The sequence below is a fragment of the Nostoc sp. genome, from assembly GCF_036917155.1.
GTDB lineage: Bacteria > Cyanobacteriota > Cyanobacteriia > Cyanobacteriales > Nostocaceae > Nostoc.
The window spans coordinates 22,441-42,112 of the sequence record NZ_JBALDZ010000095.1; the positions used below are offsets into that span (position 1 = coordinate 22,441).

The following is a 19,672-nucleotide window of genomic DNA, read 5'->3' on the forward strand; positions in this document are numbered from 1 at the left end:
TGTCAGAAAAAGTCTTTAAACTAGGCAGAAACGGGGGTTTATGGATCTTGGATTGGATGATACCGATCCCGACCCAAAGGAACACACCAAGGTTTACCCGTTACTGGATCTGGTACAATTCGACAAGCTAATCCAAACACCTCCTGTACCATTTCTTCTGTCATTACATCTGCTGGATTTCCATAACCCATAACAGCGCCATCGCGTAAAGCTACTAAGTGATGAGCATAACGACACGCTTGATTCAAATCATGCAACACCATGACAATTGTCCGTCCCTCAAGTTGATTCAAATCCCACAGTAATTCCAGCACCTCCACTTGATGCGCTAAATCTAAGAAAGTAGTCGGCTCATCCAATAATAAAATTTGTGTATCTTGTGCTAAAGTCATAGCTATCCAAGCACGTTGTCTCTGTCCACCAGAGAGGGTATCTACGGCTCTATTAGCTAATTCGTTAAGGTCTGTAGTTGTTAATGCTTTGCGGACTTGAAGCTCATCAACAGCCGTCCAAGATTGAAACCAATTATGCTGATATGGATAACGACCTTGGGCTACCAAATCTCGCACAGTCAATCCTTCTGGTGCAGATGGGCCTTGAGGGAGAATACCGAGTTGCTGTGCAACTTTGGTTGTTGACTGTCGAAAGATATCAGCGCCATTGAGATATACAGTACCAATATGGGGTTTGAGTAATCTAGCCAAACCCAGCAGTAGAGTAGATTTACCACAGCCATTGGGGCCGACTAGAGCAGTAATTTGTGCTGTGGGAATCAACAGGTTAAGACCGAATATGACGGGTTTGCCGTCGTAAGCGAGGCTCAGATGTTGGGTTTCAAGGACTGTGTTCTCCATAGGGCTTTCTGATTTTTGGATAATTGGTCTGAAAGTATGTAATGGCATGTGTGGACGCTTTGCGGCTTCTGCTGGCGGATGGCTTTCTTTTTTTAATTGTGGAGTCATCACATACCAAGAATTTCCTTCAAGTTAGCGATCGGTATTCCTCTAATCGCTGATTTATTGGACACTATAGGTGTCGTGATTCTCAAAACATAGCTTTCGCTTAAGCTGGCTATCTGTCCAGTGGTGGTACTAGTTGTCTAGCAATGTCCTCTGTTTGGTGAATAGCCCTTTAGGATAAATATGTAAATCATATTGCGATGATATATTACCAATAATATTGGGTACTTAGTCCTGCACTTGGTAAAGAAACTCTGACAAAAGACTTGGGTAAACATACATCAGTACTTTCCCAGAGGATCGCGATCATAGGGCAAGGTAGTGTATACTCTTCCCACCCTAGCTATTTAATAGTGATTTTTTAGCAGATTTTAACTGCTTCCAAATGTGGTGAATTTGTTTATAAGCTTCTTCTGGAGAAATTTTCCCAGCAGTTTGCAGACTAGATATGTAGTTTACCCGTTGTGAAAACTCTTGCAGATGTGCATTAAATGCCAAATACTCTGTCTTGAATTGTCCATAATATGAACTACGTAGATCAAGAAAATCACATATTTCCGAAAGAAAATCTGAGTTTTTATTCATAGGAATATGGTACCCATGAGGTTTAAATGTAGCGGAAAAATTCTATGGGTAAAATCAAACCTCAAAATTTGGGAATAATGAATTTTTCAAGGGTGTCATTCCACTCTTGCGCTGTCAAAACTCCCACGAAATTATGCCTTGTAGCGTTAATGGTTCACCATAAAAAATGCGATCGCGACTTGTAGGAAGCTTCGTAGTGTTCACACGAAAATCTGTGACTGACGACACGACAGGAATTGTTGCTTGGCTGATTTTGAGAACAGAGTTATGATTCCTGGATGTTCTCAATAAATATACGGCACTGCTCTTGGCAAATTGCAACTCGCTGAACGACATTAGCCAATTCTTGCTGGCTCATACCTAAGTGAGTTCTAATTGACTTCAGGTTGTTGTAAAGATTCACGTCCAGTTTCATGAGGTTGTATATATCTCTCCGTTAGAAAAAGCTGCAATGGACAAACTGAACTAGCCAGCGTAATAGCAAGCTTTTCTAGTGTTTGCCGTTTTTTTGTCAGGTATATTAGTTTTTTGACAATTCCACTGATTTTTAGCAAGTATATCATACATATCGCCAACATTTTTAACATTCAGGAATGCGATTTAGCATCAGGGCAGCCCAATTTAGACATCGCCTTTTCATCATTTGCTGATTCACTAGGTCGTCATGAAGAGAAAATCGTCAAGTCAAAATGGCACGCTTGTAAGGCGCAAACCCTTAATATAGAAGGAATGGCACTAAGTTAAGCTGAAGGGTATGCAGCGTAAGGATTGCAGAGGAGCAGGGGGGCAGGGGCGCAGAGGGGAATTTTTAAATATCCGAACGCAATGCTTAAAACTTCTTCTTTCTCCCCTGCTCCTCCGCACAAGAGCACCCCTGCTGCCTCAACGATTTTCCCTTTTCTTAGTGCCATTCAATATAGAAGGATGAGAGGGTCTAGTGGTTGCACAGTCAAGAATTAAAAACTTAATCAGAATATTGATGCGGCTAGATGATTGAGAACATCAGGTTTTCATGACAAATGAGTATTGGCAGTACGAGGGTAAGCGATCGCCCTTGATAGATATGTAATAGATGAAGTAAAAACATTTGTTTCGATAGCGCAGCTAAGCCGAGTCTTCTCCCTTGGCGTTAGCCTCTCCCAATGTGAGAAGGGGAGACGCTAAGAGCGAACGAGCGTCGTGGAAAGTGCCGCGTTCGCATGATTGCGTCTCGTAGAGAGAAAGAATACGTCCTTATCAAATCCACTAAATTTATTTATGGGGATTATCTTTTTACTTTTTACTTATAAAAGTCAGTCTGGCTCAGGAATAAACTTGAGAGCAATCCCATTCATGCAGTAGCGTTGACTAGTAGGGGCAGGACCGTCGCCAAATACATGACCTAGATGACTACCGCAGCGACGACAATGCACTTCAGTTCTGGTCATATTATATGATTTGTCTATAGATGTACCAATTGCCCCTTCTATGGGAGCGAAAAAACTAGGCCAGCCTGTACCACTGCTAAATTTAGTATTAGATGTAAAAAGTGGTGAACTACAAGCTGCACATATATAAGTACCCTCAGTATCTTGCTTATCAAGTGGGCTAGTGCAAGCGCGTTCAGTTCCATGTTGACGCATTACTTCATACTGTTCTGGCGTTAAAATTGCACGCCACTCTTCTTCAGTTTTGGTGATTTCAAACTCACTATTTGGAGTTGTCATAACTGCCTCATAAAACTAACACGTTAGGTTAAATTTAACGCATATAACTAGATATTTTTGCCTAATTATAAGGATACTATTTAGCGCAGGCGTAGCCCAACCAAACGTAGCTTGCTGCCGTAGGCATCGCCTTTTCATCATCTGCTAACTTACTCGGTCGTCACCAAGAGATAACTCTCAAATCCAAATGGCACGCTTGTAAAGCCCAAACCCTTAATCCCGGATTTTTCACAAAGATTTAAACGATTAGCCCAAAACGTTTATGCCACTTAGGTTTAAGATAAAATACCCCGTTCACATACCAGGGTGGCCACATCATGTCAATAAGCAAAGCGTATTATCAATAGGCTCAAAAAGAATGTCATTAACCCTTGCTTATTGCTAAGTTTTAGGCGTCTGTGATATCTTCTTATTCATAAGTCAGTGGGTATGCTCTTTAAAGGTAATGGCGGTATACCCCTAAATTAATTATCGCTCATTTGAGTAGTTTACGCTCAGTCATTCGTAATTGAAGTCAAAAACGGATAGTCTGTGTACCCCTTCTCTCCAGCGCCTCCTAATGTCGTAGGATCAATCTGATTTAGTGGTGCATTCAATAAAAACCGCCGTGGCAAATCTGGATTGGCGATAAATAACTTGCCAAATGAAATTAAATCTGCTTTTTGACTTGTTAACACAGCATTAGCTCGTTCTTGATTATAACCACCGTTAACAATTAATGTGCCACAAAAGCGATCGCGGATATAACTGGTTGGCACAGTAGTATGTTCGCGTCCAAAATCTGCCATTTCCTCAGTTAAATGCAGATAAGCTAAACCAATGTCACTGATTGCAGTGGCGACATAGCCAAATGTTTCCAGAGGATTAGAATCATGCATATCACAAAGTGTGGCATTGGGAGAAAGCCTTACTCCTACACGATTTTTCCCCCAGACACCAATCACGACATTTATCACCTCTAACAGTAAACGAGCGCGATTCTCAATCAAACCACCATACTTGTCAGTACGTTGATTGGTACCAGAACGAAGAAACTGGTCTAGTAAATAGCCATGTGCGCCGTGAACCTCAACTCCATCAAAACCAGCATTGAGAGCGTTTTCTGCCGCTTGACGAAACTGTTGAATAATACCAGGAATTTCGGAAGTATCCATTGCACGAGGAGTGACGTAAGGTTTGAGGCCAGAAGGAGTCATTGCGTTACCTGTAGGAGCGATCGCGGAAGGGGCAACAGGTAATGCACCGTTTGGTTGCAAGTCAGGGTGAGAAATACGTCCTGAGTGTCGTAGTTGCAGGAAAATTCTTCCACCTCGTTCATGTACAGCATCGGTTACTAACTTCCAACCAGCCACCTGTTGAAGGGAATGAATGCCTGGTGAGTTGGGATAGTTAGTTTCCCCAGATGGGGAAACTTGGGTTGCTTCTGCAATAATTAGTCCAGCACTGGCACGTTGGGCGTAATAGATAGCATTGAGTTGGACAGGTGCATTTCCGACACCTGCACGACCACGACCACAAGGGGCCATAATCATGCGATTAGGCAATTCCAGATTGCCAAGTTTGTAAGGAGAGAATAAATTGATATCAACAGGTGTAAAAGTATTTTGGTTATCGATCATAGAGTAGTCATTACACAATTTTTCAGTTTTAATCGGCGTTGTCTTTTGTTACTCGGATTGGCAGTATTTCTGGTTCATTTGTCGTTTAATGATTAGGAAATCTATTTCTATTCATTTTTAGATAAAATTTCACTGCTGTTTACGGTTCATCCGCCGCCGCACCAGGTAAAGTAAAAAGGGCGTTCCTAACAGCGACATAATTATACCGACTGGTATTTCTTGGGGTCGGAGTATCCAGCGTGCGCCCAAGTCAGCCCAGACTAGCATAGACGCTCCCAGTAGGGCAGAAAACGGCAAAACAATGCGGTAATCTAAGCCAACAATGCCTCTACTTATGTGTGGCATAACCAGTCCAATAAAGCCAATTGGGCCAGCTAATGCAACTGAAGTACCTGCTAATATGACTACAGTAATGGTAATTATAACTTTGACTCTAGCAGTTCGTTGACCCAAGCTTTGAGCGATCGCTTCGCCTAAACTGAGTGCGTTGAGTTGTCTGCCTAAAGCAAAAGCGGTCAAAAGCCCGACTACCATCCAAGGCATTACGGTCAAAAATAAATTGAAGTCTCGACCTGCGAGAGAACCAGCTAGCCAAAAACGAATTTCTTCTAAGGCTCGGTCGCTGAGAATGAGTACGCCTGCGGTAATTGAAGACAACATAGCAGTCAGGGCAGCTCCAGCAACAGTAATGTTGAGCGGGGTCGCTCCACCAGGCCCTAAAGAACCAAGAAAGTAGACTGTAAGTGCGGCCACTAAAGCTCCAAACAAAGCGACAAAAGTAATTAAGGTTGAGGACGATATACCGAAGCCAAATATAACTATGACTACAGCCAAAGCAGCACCAGATTCAATACCTAAAATCCCTGGCTCGGCTAAGGGGTTTTGGGTTAATCCTTGCATGAGCGCTCCAGCTACAGCTAGACTTGCACCCACCAGAGTCGCAGTCAGCAGTCGTGGTAGCCGCATTGTCAAGATAATCAGGTGTTGTGTAGAGCCGTCGAATCTTGTGAAGGCTGTAAGAATACTGCTTAAAGGGATATCTGCGGCCCCATAAATTAAACTAGCGAATATGCCTAGCAAAAGTACAAGCAATGCCAACGCTATACAAAGCTTTCGACTATGACGCCATCGGAATCTTTGTTTTGGGGGTAGTCTTTGAGTGGGACTGACCATTCATATTCTCCTAAAAGTTTTTGAGGGAAATTACGTATTTTATGCTTTATATTTAAATGCTCATCCCACTGCTTTAACCTAATCGTTATTCATTTTTCCAGAATGAGTTGATTGTAGTAAGGGCTACCCTACGAGAAAGCTTTGCGAACAGCGTTGGTTTTATGCAACTTAAATTCTCATTAGCTTATGATCTGAAGTTGAGCTAAAGCGTAAATCATGCTGCTGTTTGAAAAAAACTCAGAATTCATCTTTTTCGATTACGGTACATCAAATAGAAAAAGTAAGGACCGCCAAGAGCAGAAATTAGCAAACCGCAGGGGAATTCTGTCGGAGCGAAAACAGTTCTAGCAAGAAAATCTGCCTCAGTCAAAATCAATCCTCCCATCAAGGCAGCTACTGGTAGTAGTTTTTCATGCATTGACCCCACCAGTTGCCGTGCAATATGCGGAGCTATTAATCCGACAAAGCTAATCATACCTACTGTAGCGACACTTGCCCCAGTCAAAGCCACACTCAATAGCAGTAGTATGGTATGTTGCAACTTCACCCGACTGCCTAAGCCAGTAGCGACGAAAAAACCCATTTGTAGAGTATTGAGTTCACGCGCTTGCCGTATTGCCAATAGTCCAAATACAGTAGTCCAAGGCAGCAAGGGCCAAAAATCCTGCCAGCTTTTACCAGAAATACTACCAGCTATCCATACCAAAGCTTGATTAACGTTGTATATCTTACCGAAGGTAAGTAATAAGGTGGTGATTGCTTGTGCAGATAAACCTAGCAATATTCCTACTAAAACCAGACGTAAAGCCGACCTCTCACCAATACCAGTTAATAGGTAAAGAAGTATTGCTATGCCAAGACCTCCACCCAAAGCAGCCAAGTGTAGAGCGTAAGGTGGAGCTTGTGGGAACAGTACAATTACAATCACTGCGCCAAGTCCTGCACCCATACTCACGCCAGTAATACTAGGGTCGGCTAAAGGATTTTGTGTTAGTCCTTGCATGATTGCGCCGGCAATTGCCAAGCTTGCTCCTACTAACCAAGCAATTAAGACTCTGGGTAAACGCAGGGTAATGACTACAAAAGGAGACTGTGGATCTTGGGTTTTTAAACCGAGAATAGCTTTGATAATATCTGCTAGTGAGACAGGATATCTACCTACGCTCAAGCTGATTACTAAAATGGCAAAAGTTAACAGTAGTAATATTAGTATTACTTTGAATATTTGCCCAGAGTCTCCCTTTAACAAAAATCTCTTCAGCGATCGCACTACTATTTGTGATTGACTACTAGTCAAGGCTCATCTCCTACTTAGCCATTAGTTAATTTACAGACATTAGTTTATGCTTTAGTTTTGGTACAAGACGTATTTCTCCAAATCATTCAGTACTTGGTTAGCGGCAATTGGGCTAGAGCCAAACCAATAAAGATTAACTTGATGAACTTTGTGCTGCTGTACAACCTTTAATTTCGACCACAACGGCTGTGTGCGAATTTGCTCCCAAGCTGTATTTCCTTTCCTAATGTCATCAGAGACCACAAACATCACATCGCCATCAGCATCACTGAACTTTTCCCATGAGATCAGGTAAATTGAACCGTAGCCGGGAAACATTCTGGCAATAATTGTTTTATCCACAGTTTGAGAAGGTGGACGTGATAACCCGATTTTCTCAACAATCTTTCCCCCGAAGAATTCTTTATTGAACAGGAAAATCGAACCTTCTGTTTTTAGATAGACGATGGAAACTTGAGTTGAGGCAAGTCGAGTTCCCATATCCTTTCTAAACTTTTGCAAGCGGGTTTGATAGTCAGTGAGGATCTCAATAGCTTTATCTTTCTTATTTAAAGCATCAGCAACTAGATAAAAGACAGTTTTCCAGTCTGGATAGTCACTTTTCGGGTCAATCAGGATTGTCGGCGCTATTTTCGACAGCAGAGGATATATTTCTTGGCGAGATTTACTAGTCAAAATCATGTCTGGCTTCATAGCAAGAATATTTTCCAAGTTGACGGGTAACCAAGGTGCGCCCGTCTCTTGAATATTCTGCCAAGTTATTGGTGAAATTCCTTGGATTTGCTGTAAATAGGAGACATTCTTTTTAGGAGCGCCAGCAGGTATAATTCCTAATGCCAGTACATCTTCAAAAAAGTCAGATTCCAACACTACCAACCGTTTAGGATTGATAGGAGTTGTTTCGGTATAGTCTAGGTTGCTAATTTTGGGGAGACTAGTTTCACAACTATAATTCCCTAATAGCAGTAAAACCAGGAATCCTAAGAATATTATTTTCACCCCGATACTTCTGTTATGTCTCATGAATTTATTGATGTGTCAAATCTTTAAAACTGATACTTCACAGTTGCCTCTACAGAAAATGGATCGCCTGGATAAACTAATGATGTATCACCTGATTGATAATACACAGTGTCAAATATGTTCTTGAAGTTGAGTCCGAGTTGTAATTTGTTAGCGCGGTAATAAACGGCTGCATCAGTGGTGACATAACTTGGCAACGTCAGGTCGTTCTCTAAATCTCCTTGGCGATCGCCCACATAGTTGATACCTATACCACCCCCAAATCCTTTTCATGAACCATAAGGAATTATGTAGGTTGTCCATAAAGAAACGCTATTTTTAGGTACTCCAGGAAGTAGAGTTCCAACTTTATAAGTGTTGTCTTTGGTAACACTAGAATCAGTATAGTTATAGGAGCCAATAACATTCCATCCAGTAGCTATTTCGCCTGTAACATACAACTCAATACCTCGACTTCGCTGCTCACCAATTTGGATACTGTAGCCCTCATGATCGGGATCGGGGTCACTAGTTAGAATGTTACTTTTGGTTAGATCGTATAAAGAGAGAATTGCAGAAAGCTTATTATTAAGCCAATCTGTTTTCACCCCAACTTCATACTGCGAGCCACGAGTGGGTTTGAAAATATTGTTATTGAAATCAACACCAGTCTGTTGCTCAAAAGAACTGCTGTAGCTGGTATAGAAAGAAACGGATGAAAATGGCTGATAAACAATGCCTACACGGGGACTAAATGCCGAGTCAGATTGTTCACTTGCAGAATTACCATTAGACACAAAATCCTCACGTCCACCAAGAACTAACTTCAAGTTATTAGCTAATGACAATTGGTCTTGAAAATAAAATCCTAAATCCTCATTAATTATTTTTATGTAAGGAGAAGTTCTTGGAGGAGTTGGGCCTGGTATTTGTCCATAAACTGGATTAAAAATGTCAAGTGAACCAATTGTGCGATTGTAAATTCCGAAGTTGGAAAGCACATTATGAGTGTAATCAACACCAAAGAGTAATTTGTGTTCTAAGCTACCTGTATAAACCTTACCAAATACATGAGTATCTTGAGCAAAGTTACTTTCAACAAATGGATAAAAGGACTGAACCCGACGAGTATAAGTACGATCGTCACTCCCTAAACTGCCGCCTGTAGAGTTATAGTAGACGTTGTTTTCATACGAAAACCGAAAAGCATTATTCAAAGACCAATTATTACCCAAGCGTTGCTCAAAGTTGTAGCCAATTCGACCGTTTACATACCTTGCTCCATCTACAGTTGGCTCTCCAACATATAAACTACGAGGAACCTTGCCGTTTGGATTAGGCAGTAAAGTTCCCACAGTTGGCAGACCTTGTTCGGGATTAAGTCGTGTGTTTTGATAATCACCTTCAATAGTTAGCTTTGTGCTACTAGATGGTTGCCAAGTAATAACAGGTGCTACAAAAATCCGCTCTATGTTTTGAAAATCGACAAAACTGCCGGAATTTTTGTAAGAAGCATTGAACCGATACAAGAGGCTTCTATCTGCTGTCAGAGGCCCAGAGAAATCAAGCGATGGTTCATATTCACTATAAGAGCCAATTTTGAAGCCTAGTGAGTAGTAAGGATCTGATAGTGGCTGTTTAGTAACTAGATTAATTGCACCCCCCGGTGGTAGTTGACCATAAAGTACAGAAGCTGGCCCTTTGAGAACCTCGACCCGTTCTATGTTGTTGAGGTTGCTTCCAAAAGCTCTACCTGCTTCCGCATCTCTCAAGCCATTGTTGAGAGTACCGTTATCACTACGAACTGTAAAGCCACGTATTACAGCACTGTCTATTTCTCGGCTTGTATCTTGGGCGTTGCCTATTCCCAAATTTCTCAATATATCACCAAGATTTTGCGATGCTTGGTCTTCAATCACCTGTCTGGGAACAACATTAATTGTTTGCGGAATGTCACGTAATGGTGTGTCTGTCCTCGTTCCTACATTTGTATTATTGACTTGATAACCAGTCTCAGGAGGAGCAGTTACATCCAATTCGATGGCTGGTTGCTTTTGTGTAGTTGTTGGTCTTGCCTGTGGAGTTGTTTGTTGCTGCGCCGTAGATGCAGTAGTACTCACCTCAAATACCAACCCCTCAGTCTGGCTATCAAACAACTCTACTACTGGCGCACTCTTATCCCCTGTTACTGTTAGCCGCAGTGTATTTGCATCCATAGGTGTAACTATTACGGATGCTATACCGGTGACTGGTTTCTCTTGTCTGAAACCTTCCTCACTCACTAGCTGTAACTTGGCATTCTTGATATCTGCAACGTAAGAATTACCTTCAGTTTTCCTAGAAACGGACAATTTCTCAGAATTGGGTGTAACTAAAATTATCTCTATTCCTTTGTCGGTGGTATTTACTTTCACATCCGTCACTGACACGACATTGGTTGTGGCTTGACTTATTTGAGAAACAGAGTTCTTCTCTCTAGGTGTCAAGAGTAAATACGTTGCACTGGTTTTGGCAGACTGCACATCACTCAAACTATGAATCTTTGGGGTTGCTTCAACTTGATTGACTGCTGTCTGTTGGGGTAATGGTTGTTTGTCAATTGCATTTTGTGTCTCCTGACCCCGAACAGGAAGAGTATAGGCTACTATTGATGCAGTAAATAAAAGACTTCGCCAAAATAAGATAGATAATTTTTCCAAAGCCACTATCACTCCTTACAATTCGCTATTTGCTTTGAAATCACCACAAAATATGCCAAAGATATGGGCGATCGCAGAACGAATCATCCTTTGTCTTTTGGCATTCATATTTTTAAAACAATACCAACAGTTGGTAACAACTACCAATATTTTTGGTGATCAAACTTTGACAAACAGCACTGGTGTTGAAATCAAGCAAATAAGTAGCAGAAACCTTTCTCTTAACTCACCTCCTTGAAACCCCGATTAGAATAATTCGTAATTGAAGATACTAAGGCGGTGAGGGCTGCACCAGCGATAGTCAACTTCAGTGGTGTTGTACCCCCTTGTCCCAGAGAACCGAGGAAATAAACTGCGATCGCTGCTAACAATGCTCCTAGAAATGCTACAACGGAGAGATACATACAAACTCATGAAACTGGACGTGAATCTTTGCAACAACCTGAAGTCAATTAGAACTCGCTTGGGCATGAGCCAGCAAGAATTGGCTAATATCGCTGGTGTCACCCGTCAGTGGTGGTCTGGAATCGGGACAATATGCTCCTTCAGTTACCGTTTCCCTGCGTTTAGCTAAAGCACTTGGTTGCACAGTTGAAGAGTTATTCTGGCTAGAGGAGGATTTACCTGAAATTGAGGCCATTGTTGCCGAATCAGCCTCTAACCAACAGCGATCGCGAGTTAGTCTGGCGCGGGTTGGGGATCAAATGTGAAAGGATTAGACCATATTGCCCACAACCATCAAGATGTTGCCTTATCTGTAGTGTCAGGAATTGCTGATGCAGGTATTAGTAGGCATCTATAGCTGCTGCCTTTGGGTTGGGATTTATTCCCCTACATCAAGCGCGATACGACTTGGTGATTCTCAAAGAATACTTGGAACAATCACCAGTACAGCAGTTTCTCAATATCTTGGGACATCGGCTAGTGCGATCGCAATTAGAGGTTCTCGGTGGTTATGACATCAGCAAGATTGGGGAAGTCATAGCAAATATTTAAGTTTGGGGTAACTCCTGCTGCAATACTGCTCGGTTAAGGAGAAATAGAGGTTAAAAGGGAACAGGGAACGGGCAACAGGCAACAGGGAAATCCCCATAATTAAAATCAGGGGATTTGTACAAGGACACATTGAAACATCGTGGCTGACGCCATCTCGTTTCAAATATTTTTATCTCTTTTCATAAATAAATTTAGGGGCTTTAAACCCTGTATTCGGGGCTAATTTTTTTTCTGTTCCCTGTTAAGAGTTCCCGCCCCGAAGGGGCTTGGTAAAACAAAGAAAATAGTGTTCGCGGATTGTTTCACTGAGTATGGTAAAGACGGTGATTCATCGCGTCTCTTGTCTTAACCGAACAGTATTGCCCTAACTCGTCTCCTGAATTTGCAAACGAATAGTGTGTTCAGTCGCATCACTAAGTTGCAATTCCATGATTTCACCACCCAGAGGTTCTAAGCAAGTGAGAAGCGATCGCAAGTTAGGTGTACTTGCCCCAGTATCTACATATAATCGATCTGCTAAATTCCCGATGCGTTTCCAAGTCATGTACAATTTAGCGATCGTTTGTTCAATTTGCGATGCTTGATTGACCAAATCAGCAGCAATGCTCAAACAGCCGACTCTTTGCGCTTCTTCTAAGGCTGTTTCAATATCAACATCTTCCTTCGTCAGTGCTTGAACTTGAGCGGCCCCTTTGAGATATTTCGCCAAGTTACGCGCTTCGGTAGTTACCTGTTTCAAGGTATCTACATCGGGATTGGCAGCTATTTCCTTTTGAATAAACTTTTGGTGCGATTCTGGCAGTTTTTCCATTTCCTTCACCAAAGGGGCGATGTAGCGCGGAGGAAGGGTGTTATCTGCGGCTTTTTCTTTAACTGCTTCCGGTAATAAATCTGAGGACATGGCTGTCCATTCATCGCTGAGTTGACGCACTTCGCGCCTAGTGATGCGATCGCCTTTTTGGGCGGCTTCACTCACCATCTGTTGCACTTCTGGGGATGCTTTGGAGGTTTCAACAAACGCCCGTTTGCTGAAGTTATTCACAGATCCGGGGTCAAGTTTACCGTCTTCAATCAGAGTATCGGCACTATTCGCCAATTGAATCCAGGAGTATGCTTGACTTTTACTGATTTCCCGCTCTTTTAGCCATCGCAGAAAGCCAGTACCGCGTCCGTCACCACCTACTTTTTCTCTGTCGCGGATCGCTCGTAAAATTCGCCCCCGCCAGATTTCAGTTTGCAAATCAAAGCGATCGCATACCTGCCAAGCTATTTCTAGCTGCTGTTGAAAATCTGACTCTAGAATCTGTTCATCTTCTGGATCGGGCAGTTCAAAGCTGATATCGGCTGGCTGTAGTAGAGCAGCAGCAAGGTCGTTAATGGAGTCGGTGTCTTGCACGATTGATGACTAACTAGTGGATGCGATCGGCTTATTATGCCACAATCTGTGGACTCATACTTAAGGGGGAGTACGGTATTTTGAGTTACAACAAATATAGGAGGAAGGAGTAAACCACCTTTGTAAAGTCTTTAATTAATCAGAGACAATAAAAATAAAACGATGAACCAGGTAGATTACCTCCGCATTAGCTTAATCGATCGCTGCAATTTTCGTTGTCAGTACTGTATGCCAGAGGGAGTAGAACTGGACTATATTCTCAAGCAACAGCTGTTAACTGATGAGGAACTGCTCACCTTAATTCAAGAAGTATTTATTCCAGTCGGCTTTAATCGGTTTCGTTTGACTGGGGGTGAACCCTTATTGCGTCCGCGGGTGGTGGATTTGGTAAGTGCGATCGCAACTCTCCCCCAAACTCAAGATATCTCAATGACTACCAACGGTTTTTTGCTGGCTCCGATGGCACAAAACCTCTACAATGCTGGTTTGCGACGAATTAATATAAGTCTGGACTCTCTTGATCCCGACATTTTTGATCAAATTATTGGTAATCAGGGGCGTTCTCGTTGGCAACAAGTTTGGCATGGCATTCAAGCTGCCCATCAAGTCGGATTCGACCCCCTGAAGCTGAATGTGGTGGTGATTCCTGGCGTTAATGACCACGAAGTTCTCGATTTAGCCGCCCTGACAATTGATAAACAGTGGCACGTTCGATTTATTGAATTTATGCCTATTGGTAATGTGCATTTATTTGGCGATCGCGGTTGGGTATCTTCAGCCGATTTACGAGAATGCATTCGCGATCGCTGGGGCTTGACAGAATCTCAAGTTCGTGGTTATGGTCCTGCTGATGTCTTTCAAATTCCCGGTGCGAAGGGGACACTAGGATTTATTAGTCAGATGTCAGAATGTTTTTGCGATCGTTGTAATCGGATGCGCCTGAGTGCTGATGGCTGGCTGCGTCCCTGTTTATTAAATGAAACTGGTCAAATAGATTTAAAAACTGCCCTACGTTCTGGTATCAGCACCGCTCAATTACAAAAACAGGTCAAACATTTACTCGGAATCAAGCCAGAAATTAACTTTAAAGGGCGCGATTCTGGCGTTACGGGTACATATACTCGCACCATGTCGCAAATTGGCGGCTGAAAAAAGTTAGGAGTTAAAAGTGAGGAGTTAGGAATTATCGTCTTGCAACTCCTAACTCCTAACTGTTTAAGCTTGTCGTGAGTAGTATTCCACCACAAGTAGTTCATTAACTTGTAATGCCACCCATTCGCGCTCAATAACGCTGTTGACTTTACCAACCAACTTATTTTTGTCAAACTCCAAATGACTGGGGAGGTTTGCCAAACCGGGATATTGCAAGTTAGCTTCTACCAACTTCCGGGATTGTGCCCGATCCCTAACCGCAATTACTTCACCAGGACGGCATTGGTAGCTGGCAATATTCACTACACGACCGTTAACAGTTACGTGACCGTGATTTACCAATTGACGAGCCGCTGGGATAGTCGGGGCTATACCCAAGCGGAAAACGGTATTATCCAAGCGCATTTCTAGCAATTGCAGTAGCACTTGTCCGGTAGAACCAGTAACACGTCTGGCTTTCCGTACATAGCGGAGCAATTGCTTTTCAGTCAAACCGTAGTTGAAGCGGAGCTTTTGCTTTTCTTCTAGACGGATGGCATACTCAGAGCGCTTTTTGCGGTTCTGACCATGCTGACCAGGTGGGTAAGCGCGTCTGGCGCTTTTACGAGTTAATCCTGGTAAGTCGCCCAAGCGACGGACAATTCTGAGGCGTGGCCCTCTATATCGGGACATGAGTTTCCTTAATCTAATCCTGTTTAAACTTTACTCAGACATTCCATTTTGACATTCCACTGATTAAAAATCAGGGGATTCTTGGTTTTTTGAAACTGCTTGCCTTGGTATGACGTATCCTACCAATGTAGAGGCATCTTTTTTCGCCAGTTTTTTAAGTCGGCAAAGCCGACGTACTAGCTTCCAAGCTTGAATTCCGACGTGCCCCGCCGTACTCCTGCCAATAAGTTTTTTGTGTTTATTTAGTTTCGTAGGCTACTCAATCATCAGATTGGTTTACGCAGTATTCTTACTCTGAAATACTTTTTACGTTGCCTACTTATCTTTCAAACAGTTATATTAACACAACTTTCGACATAATTAATTATGTCTATACTTTACTACCGCCGAAATTCTTGGATTACAGAGGATTTTTAAGAGATTTGAGTTAGCATAACTTTGGGTGTTTGGAGAATTGGCAATGTCAATGAGCAAAAAAGTGGTTAATAGAGCTAAGAACAAACAAAGCAATTCCACCTCTAGGATTTTAATAGTACCAGTTTTGGCTGTAGCTGGATGGTTGACAACAATCTTGCCTAATGTGGCTGTTGCTGCCTCTTACACTAATGATTATAGTGTCTGTGCCGCTGGACTTTTAAGCGTGGGTGTCACGGCAGAAGCGGCATCACCAGCTTGTGCAAAGGCACTGCGCCCCAGGGATTTGGCTGCTTGCGTGGTTAAGATTGAGAAGCAGACCCAAATTGCCGCGACAGATGCGCTTTCTTCTTGTGGAAAGGCCCGCCGTCCTGAGGAGTTAGCTACTTGTGTAGTCGGTGTTAGCTCAATTACTAAGGAAGCAGTTAATCCAGAAGCCTTAAATTACTGTGGTCGTAGTTTATTGCCTGTGCGTTTTGGTCAGTGTGTGGTTGGGTTGCGTAGTAAAATCGACCTTCCCCCTACCCAAGTGTTAGATACTTGTATCGATGCTAGTGACAGCGTTCTTGGCGCTTCATCTTCATCTACACCTCCGACTCTAAGTCCTGCGGGGTCAAGTCCGAGTATCGAGACTACGCCATTCCCAACGCAACCAGTTGTACCAACGCAGCCGCGCACTAATTAAATTACGAGTGTGATGCGTAAAGCCCCCCTTTTCTAAAGGGGGGATATAAGCGAACGGCTGAATTTATTCAGCCATGATGAGGGTCATTGATGTACTCCAAAACTCTTTGAGTACTAATTTTCCCAGTTGTATCAAACATATAAGAGTGCGTCCAAAGACTAGGAAGCTTTAATAATTCCAGAAATTCTTTTCTCAAGAACCTTGAAGAACGTCCTTTGAATGCTTTCACAACTTGAGCAATTGAATGATGCGGGTCATATTCTACCAGCAAGTGTACATGATCTGGTGCAATTTTCAAAGCTTTAATCACCCACTTATTATCGTTGGCGACAGACTTAAGAATTTGAATACAACGAAGTTTCAAATCCTCCTTATTGGCAAATACTCGCCTACGTCTACACGGTATCCAGACCAAGTGAACAGTTGCTAACCCTAAGCAGTGATTGTAATGATTATATAAATAAACCACCCATTTAAAATAGCCAGAAAGCTTACCAAGCACCGTTGGAGCGGGTGTAGGGGTGTAGGGAAAAAAGACGCAACACCTACAACCCCTCTCTTGAAAAGCCTCGTCCCTTGGTACAACCGCGTTGGACGAGGTTTCAATCCTCGTCCAACGCACCAGAGCCAATACACCCTTATACCCTTATACCCCTATACCCCTAATGAAAAAATAAGCTTTCTTTCTTTTTACTTTTGCCTTTTTACTTTTGCCTTCTTGTACTAGTCTTCTCTTTCGCCAAAAACTGTTTGCAAAATGACTGCAATACCGCCATCTTGGTGATATTTATCTGCCCAGGCACGGATAACTTCATCTAATTCTTCCATAGCCTGCTCCATTTTTTCTGGGAGAATATCAAGTTCTTCCAGTAAGCGCATGGCGTTTCGTTGCCGTTCTGCCCAATTTTTCATCATGCGAAAATACCGAGCGGTATCTTCTACCAGGATGTTAGTGCGTTCTTGATCGTCTGCTGGGGTGTAAGAAAGACGGGTAAGTGCGTAGAAGGGCATTCCCCAAGGAGAATCAATGCGCGTTACCGTTCCTGAGTAAAGCAGACGGCGCTTAATATGCTCACCCAAAGCTTCACTTAAAGGCATTTGGTGTTCGAGTGGTAAGTCTTCTTGCGATCGCTTGTGCAAAAACTCGATCAAATCCAGAAACTCAAAGGAGCTAACTAACTGGGCATCAGGTAGATTACTTGGTAGTTTCTGCTCTATCTGTCTTTTTTCTTCGCTTGTCAGACTGCTACCAGGAACGCGCGATCGCCCCGGTTGCCAAGGATATTTTTCTAGCCAGACATAAGGTAATTGAATTAGATAGCGGGGTTCATCAGAACCCAGCATTTTTAACAGCTTGCCTTCTGTTAATGCCTGTCTGACTTCTTCTACAATAATTTTTACTCGTTTCGGCTCCAAGTGATGCAGATGCCCTGTCATTCGCAGGTTTTGTCCCTGCTCTAGATAGGTCATGTAAATTGCACACTTTGCTGCTGTTGCGGCTGCGTCTAAAAATGCCCCATGCCTGTGCCCACTCGTCCGCATGGCACTAAAAGCCAGATAAAGCATGATCTGATCCATCGCACTGGGGCCGAGACGTTTGATCAGATCTATGTCGTTACTCATATTACAGACAATTGAATAGCACGTTTACAAATTTTTAATCGAGTGAAAATAGGTAGTATACACCTGGCTGAAGGCTGTCTTTACTTCAGATTATATTAGTATGCGATAACGATGATATCGGTGGTAGCACAAACTACAATTCTCGCATATTTTCTGGTACAAAAGCAGATTCGGTCGTTGTGACTATAAATGTCTCTGCATCTAACCGGAAAATTACAGACACCACCAAATCAAGGTTAACGGCGGTTTATCTCCCAAAAGTCAACTATGTTGAAATTAATCTACAAAGCTTTTCAGTTTTCTGGATTTTTTTCATCTTTTAAGAGCAACAATCTCAAGCGGCTTACACCTAATTATGGCACTATGCCGACTCGGAGTAAAAACTAGTTTGCGCGGTTTATCTGGGATATCTGTTACTAGTAAAAGATGGATTTTTCAGCTTTGGCGAATTATTTGTAGTACACAGGTTACTAGAGATAATTGGGAGTGGTCTAAAATAAATCGCTTACCAGGTGTAGCCATATTTAGAGATTGAGCCACATAGCTCTTTGTGAACTATCATACCGGTCACAACCTCCAGTGATGTCTCGGCATGATCAGCCGTTGGTTTGAGGGAAAATAATAGACATCAAGTAGAGCAAATAATTCCAATTTCAAAATACCTGTTGTTTTTCAAATATTGTTCCTCATCATATCACTATTTTTTGCTTTCGGAATAAAGTTATGTGTTCTGTATTTCATAAATTACGCTATTTAAATACTTTCTATTCTGACTAAATCAAGGTTTGATGATATTTTCATGTTTCCTCCTAAATTCAAGTCCGATCTATCTTTTTGTACGGATAATCTGACACAGAAAGCTGCGATTGATTTCGACTGAATCGCGTAGCTGCAAGGCTTTGTTGCTTGTGCTAGGAACCGAAAGATTAGTTACTAGTCATACATATAATAAGACATCTTGAATTCCATAAGATTATTATTTAGAAACTTTTTCTCAATTAATTTATATTTTTTTCATGAAAAAATTTTAAATTTTCATGGTTTAACTAATTCATTGCCTATTTTCAAGTATGTTTTTACCTCGCTATTTTATATATTTGAGAGACTTGAATTACGTAGATAGTTTGTTGCTAGAGAAGCAGGATAAGCTTTTTCTTGGGTGTTTGGGCGATCGCAGACCGCATTAACTAGTAAAGAACGACAGAAATAAAGATACCATTTCACTAAACACAAGAGCATAGAAATGAGAAAATTTTAATTCCGCATTACTTGCAGGGGTTTTTGTAGTATATAAATACTGGTTGTTTCAATGGCATCTCCACGCTGAAAAAACAGTTCACTTTAAACATTTCTGCTACTTCTGGATCTCCTAGTTCCAAAATGTGATGCAATGGTGTTAACTCCTTGCAAATCTCCTCTCTGAGCAAGTACTCGTACTCAATTGCTGGAGTCAGTACTACTCATACTGCTTACATATACGTGTTTTCCCTACCTGTATCAGGCTAAATCCCTAAAAATATATTACAAGTCAAGTTATTCTGATTACTACTCACTTATCTGTAGGACTTACGCAAACAATAGCCGAAAAGATTGCTTTTATAGTAACCCAAGTTGCGGGTTATCGACTGATCTGTGCTTGTTACCACTCAATTGATGCGATCGCGTGCATCGGTACGTTGGCGCGTAGCGCCAAC

General features: G+C 42.1%; 21 protein-coding genes. 6 read left to right on the forward strand and 15 right to left on the reverse strand.

Annotated elements, in window-relative coordinates; genetic code table 11:
• Positions 1-38: 38 nt before the first annotated feature.
• The 3 genes from V7K67_RS13990 to V7K67_RS14000 form a co-directional block, all read right to left on the reverse strand.
• Positions 39-854: an ABC transporter ATP-binding protein gene (locus tag V7K67_RS13990; protein ID WP_334732212.1), complete on the reverse strand. Its 816-nt coding sequence runs from the start codon at positions 852-854 to the stop codon at positions 39-41.
• 444 nt (positions 855-1,298) lie between these two features.
• Positions 1,299-1,544: a DUF7219 family protein gene (locus V7K67_RS13995; RefSeq protein ID WP_334732159.1), complete on the reverse strand. Its 246-nt coding sequence runs from the start codon at positions 1,542-1,544 to the stop codon at positions 1,299-1,301.
• A gap of 114 nt (positions 1,545-1,658) precedes the next feature.
• Entirely contained in the window at positions 1,659-1,880 is a 222-nt protein-coding gene (locus V7K67_RS14000) for a hypothetical protein (RefSeq protein WP_334732160.1), read from the reverse strand.
• Positions 1,881-2,072: 192 nt separating this feature from the next.
• On the opposite strand from V7K67_RS14000, the gene V7K67_RS14005 reads away from it, so the two are divergent.
• On the forward strand, positions 2,073-2,288 hold the full coding sequence (locus V7K67_RS14005; protein WP_334732161.1) for a hypothetical protein: 216 nt from the start codon (positions 2,073-2,075) through the stop codon (positions 2,286-2,288).
• 548 nt (positions 2,289-2,836) lie between these two features.
• Here V7K67_RS14005 and msrB read toward each other — a convergent pair.
• The 7 genes from msrB to V7K67_RS14040 form a co-directional block, all read right to left on the reverse strand.
• Complete coding sequence (gene msrB / locus V7K67_RS14010; protein ID WP_334707905.1) at positions 2,837-3,250, reverse strand: peptide-methionine (R)-S-oxide reductase MsrB; 414 nt, start codon at positions 3,248-3,250, stop codon at positions 2,837-2,839.
• Positions 3,251-3,744: 494 nt separating this feature from the next.
• Positions 3,745-4,869 carry an alkene reductase gene (locus V7K67_RS14015; protein ID WP_335167006.1) on the reverse strand — a complete coding sequence of 375 codons (1,125 nt, stop codon included), beginning with the start codon at positions 4,867-4,869 and terminating at the stop codon, positions 3,745-3,747.
• Between the two features lie 129 nt (positions 4,870-4,998).
• Complete coding sequence (locus V7K67_RS14020) at positions 4,999-6,042, reverse strand: FecCD family ABC transporter permease (protein ID WP_334732163.1); 1,044 nt, start codon at positions 6,040-6,042, stop codon at positions 4,999-5,001.
• 244 nt (positions 6,043-6,286) lie between these two features.
• Positions 6,287-7,339 (reverse strand): FecCD family ABC transporter permease, encoded by a 1,053-nt coding sequence (locus V7K67_RS14025; RefSeq protein ID WP_334732164.1) that lies wholly within the window; start codon positions 7,337-7,339, stop codon positions 6,287-6,289.
• A 51-nt stretch (positions 7,340-7,390) separates the two neighbouring features.
• Positions 7,391-8,338 (reverse strand): iron-siderophore ABC transporter substrate-binding protein, encoded by a 948-nt coding sequence (locus V7K67_RS14030; protein WP_335167008.1) that lies wholly within the window; start codon positions 8,336-8,338, stop codon positions 7,391-7,393.
• Positions 8,339-8,385: 47 nt separating this feature from the next.
• Complete coding sequence (locus V7K67_RS14035) at positions 8,386-8,598, reverse strand: hypothetical protein (protein WP_335167010.1); 213 nt, start codon at positions 8,596-8,598, stop codon at positions 8,386-8,388.
• A gap of 33 nt (positions 8,599-8,631) precedes the next feature.
• The gene (locus V7K67_RS14040; RefSeq protein WP_335167012.1) at positions 8,632-11,046 is read right to left on the reverse strand and encodes a TonB-dependent siderophore receptor; all 2,415 of its coding nucleotides are present in this window, start codon (positions 11,044-11,046) and stop codon (positions 8,632-8,634) included.
• A 46-nt stretch (positions 11,047-11,092) separates the two neighbouring features.
• Between V7K67_RS14040 and V7K67_RS14045 the strand changes: the two genes are divergently transcribed.
• Entirely contained in the window at positions 11,093-11,278 is a 186-nt protein-coding gene (locus V7K67_RS14045) for a hypothetical protein (protein ID WP_334732167.1), read from the forward strand.
• On the opposite strand, the gene V7K67_RS14050 is transcribed toward V7K67_RS14045, so the two are convergent.
• The gene (locus V7K67_RS14050; RefSeq protein ID WP_442943830.1) at positions 11,262-11,444 is read right to left on the reverse strand and encodes an iron chelate uptake ABC transporter family permease subunit; all 183 of its coding nucleotides are present in this window, start codon (positions 11,442-11,444) and stop codon (positions 11,262-11,264) included. The genes V7K67_RS14045 and V7K67_RS14050 overlap by 17 nt on opposite strands.
• A gap of 96 nt (positions 11,445-11,540) precedes the next feature.
• Between V7K67_RS14050 and V7K67_RS34390 the strand changes: the two genes are divergently transcribed.
• Both V7K67_RS34390 and V7K67_RS34395 read left to right on the forward strand, forming a co-directional pair.
• Positions 11,541-11,750, forward strand: a complete 210-nt coding sequence (locus V7K67_RS34390) for a helix-turn-helix transcriptional regulator (RefSeq protein WP_442943831.1) — start codon at positions 11,541-11,543, stop codon at positions 11,748-11,750.
• 106 nt (positions 11,751-11,856) lie between these two features.
• Positions 11,857-12,036: a substrate-binding domain-containing protein gene (locus V7K67_RS34395; RefSeq protein WP_442943832.1), complete on the forward strand. Its 180-nt coding sequence runs from the start codon at positions 11,857-11,859 to the stop codon at positions 12,034-12,036.
• 364 nt (positions 12,037-12,400) lie between these two features.
• Here V7K67_RS34395 and V7K67_RS14060 read toward each other — a convergent pair whose 3' ends face one another.
• Positions 12,401-13,432: a hypothetical protein gene (locus V7K67_RS14060; RefSeq protein WP_334732168.1), complete on the reverse strand. Its 1,032-nt coding sequence runs from the start codon at positions 13,430-13,432 to the stop codon at positions 12,401-12,403.
• Between the two features lie 162 nt (positions 13,433-13,594).
• Between V7K67_RS14060 and moaA the strand changes: the two genes are divergently transcribed.
• Positions 13,595-14,581: a GTP 3',8-cyclase MoaA gene (gene moaA, locus V7K67_RS14065; protein WP_334732169.1), complete on the forward strand. Its 987-nt coding sequence runs from the start codon at positions 13,595-13,597 to the stop codon at positions 14,579-14,581.
• A gap of 66 nt (positions 14,582-14,647) precedes the next feature.
• Here the strand turns inward: moaA and rpsD are convergent, their stop codons facing one another.
• Positions 14,648-15,256, reverse strand: a complete 609-nt coding sequence (gene rpsD, locus V7K67_RS14070) for a 30S ribosomal protein S4 (protein WP_012408407.1) — start codon at positions 15,254-15,256, stop codon at positions 14,648-14,650.
• Between the two features lie 460 nt (positions 15,257-15,716).
• Between rpsD and V7K67_RS14075 the strand changes: the two genes are divergently transcribed.
• Positions 15,717-16,355 (forward strand): hypothetical protein, encoded by a 639-nt coding sequence (locus V7K67_RS14075; protein WP_334732170.1) that lies wholly within the window; start codon positions 15,717-15,719, stop codon positions 16,353-16,355.
• A gap of 67 nt (positions 16,356-16,422) precedes the next feature.
• Here the strand turns inward: V7K67_RS14075 and tnpA are convergent, their stop codons facing one another.
• Together tnpA and hetR are read right to left on the reverse strand one after the other, a co-directional pair.
• Positions 16,423-16,824, reverse strand: coding sequence for an IS200/IS605 family transposase (tnpA, locus tag V7K67_RS14080; RefSeq protein ID WP_335167015.1), 402 nt, complete (start codon positions 16,822-16,824; stop codon positions 16,423-16,425).
• Between the two features lie 254 nt (positions 16,825-17,078).
• Positions 17,079-17,978: a heterocyst differentiation master regulator HetR gene (hetR, locus tag V7K67_RS14085; protein ID WP_179065514.1), complete on the reverse strand. Its 900-nt coding sequence runs from the start codon at positions 17,976-17,978 to the stop codon at positions 17,079-17,081.
• Positions 17,979-19,672 lie beyond the last annotated feature (1,694 nt).

What these genes read in the sequence shown, in the direction of transcription:
- V7K67_RS13990 (WP_334732212.1), bottom strand. Translation starts at nt 854, where the DNA reads ATGGAGAACACAGTCCTTGAAACCCAACATCTGAGCCTCGCTTACGAC.
- V7K67_RS13995 (WP_334732159.1), bottom strand. Translation starts at nt 1,544, where the DNA reads ATGAATAAAAACTCAGATTTTCTTTCGGAAATATGTGATTTTCTTGAT.
- V7K67_RS14000 (WP_334732160.1), bottom strand. Translation starts at nt 1,880, where the DNA reads ATGTCGTTCAGCGAGTTGCAATTTGCCAAGAGCAGTGCCGTATATTTA.
- msrB (WP_334707905.1), bottom strand. Translation starts at nt 3,250, where the DNA reads ATGACAACTCCAAATAGTGAGTTTGAAATCACCAAAACTGAAGAAGAG.
- V7K67_RS14015 (WP_335167006.1), bottom strand. Translation starts at nt 4,869, where the DNA reads ATGATCGATAACCAAAATACTTTTACACCTGTTGATATCAATTTATTC.
- V7K67_RS14020 (WP_334732163.1), bottom strand. Translation starts at nt 6,042, where the DNA reads ATGGTCAGTCCCACTCAAAGACTACCCCCAAAACAAAGATTCCGATGG.
- V7K67_RS14045 (WP_334732167.1), top strand. Translation starts at nt 11,093, where the DNA reads ATGCCAAAGATATGGGCGATCGCAGAACGAATCATCCTTTGTCTTTTG.
- V7K67_RS14050 (WP_442943830.1), bottom strand. Translation starts at nt 11,444, where the DNA reads ATGTATCTCTCCGTTGTAGCATTTCTAGGAGCATTGTTAGCAGCGATC.
- moaA (WP_334732169.1), top strand. Translation starts at nt 13,595, where the DNA reads ATGAACCAGGTAGATTACCTCCGCATTAGCTTAATCGATCGCTGCAAT.
- rpsD (WP_012408407.1), bottom strand. Translation starts at nt 15,256, where the DNA reads ATGTCCCGATATAGAGGGCCACGCCTCAGAATTGTCCGTCGCTTGGGC.
- V7K67_RS14075 (WP_334732170.1), top strand. Translation starts at nt 15,717, where the DNA reads ATGTCAATGAGCAAAAAAGTGGTTAATAGAGCTAAGAACAAACAAAGC.
- hetR (WP_179065514.1), bottom strand. Translation starts at nt 17,978, where the DNA reads ATGAGTAACGACATAGATCTGATCAAACGTCTCGGCCCCAGTGCGATG.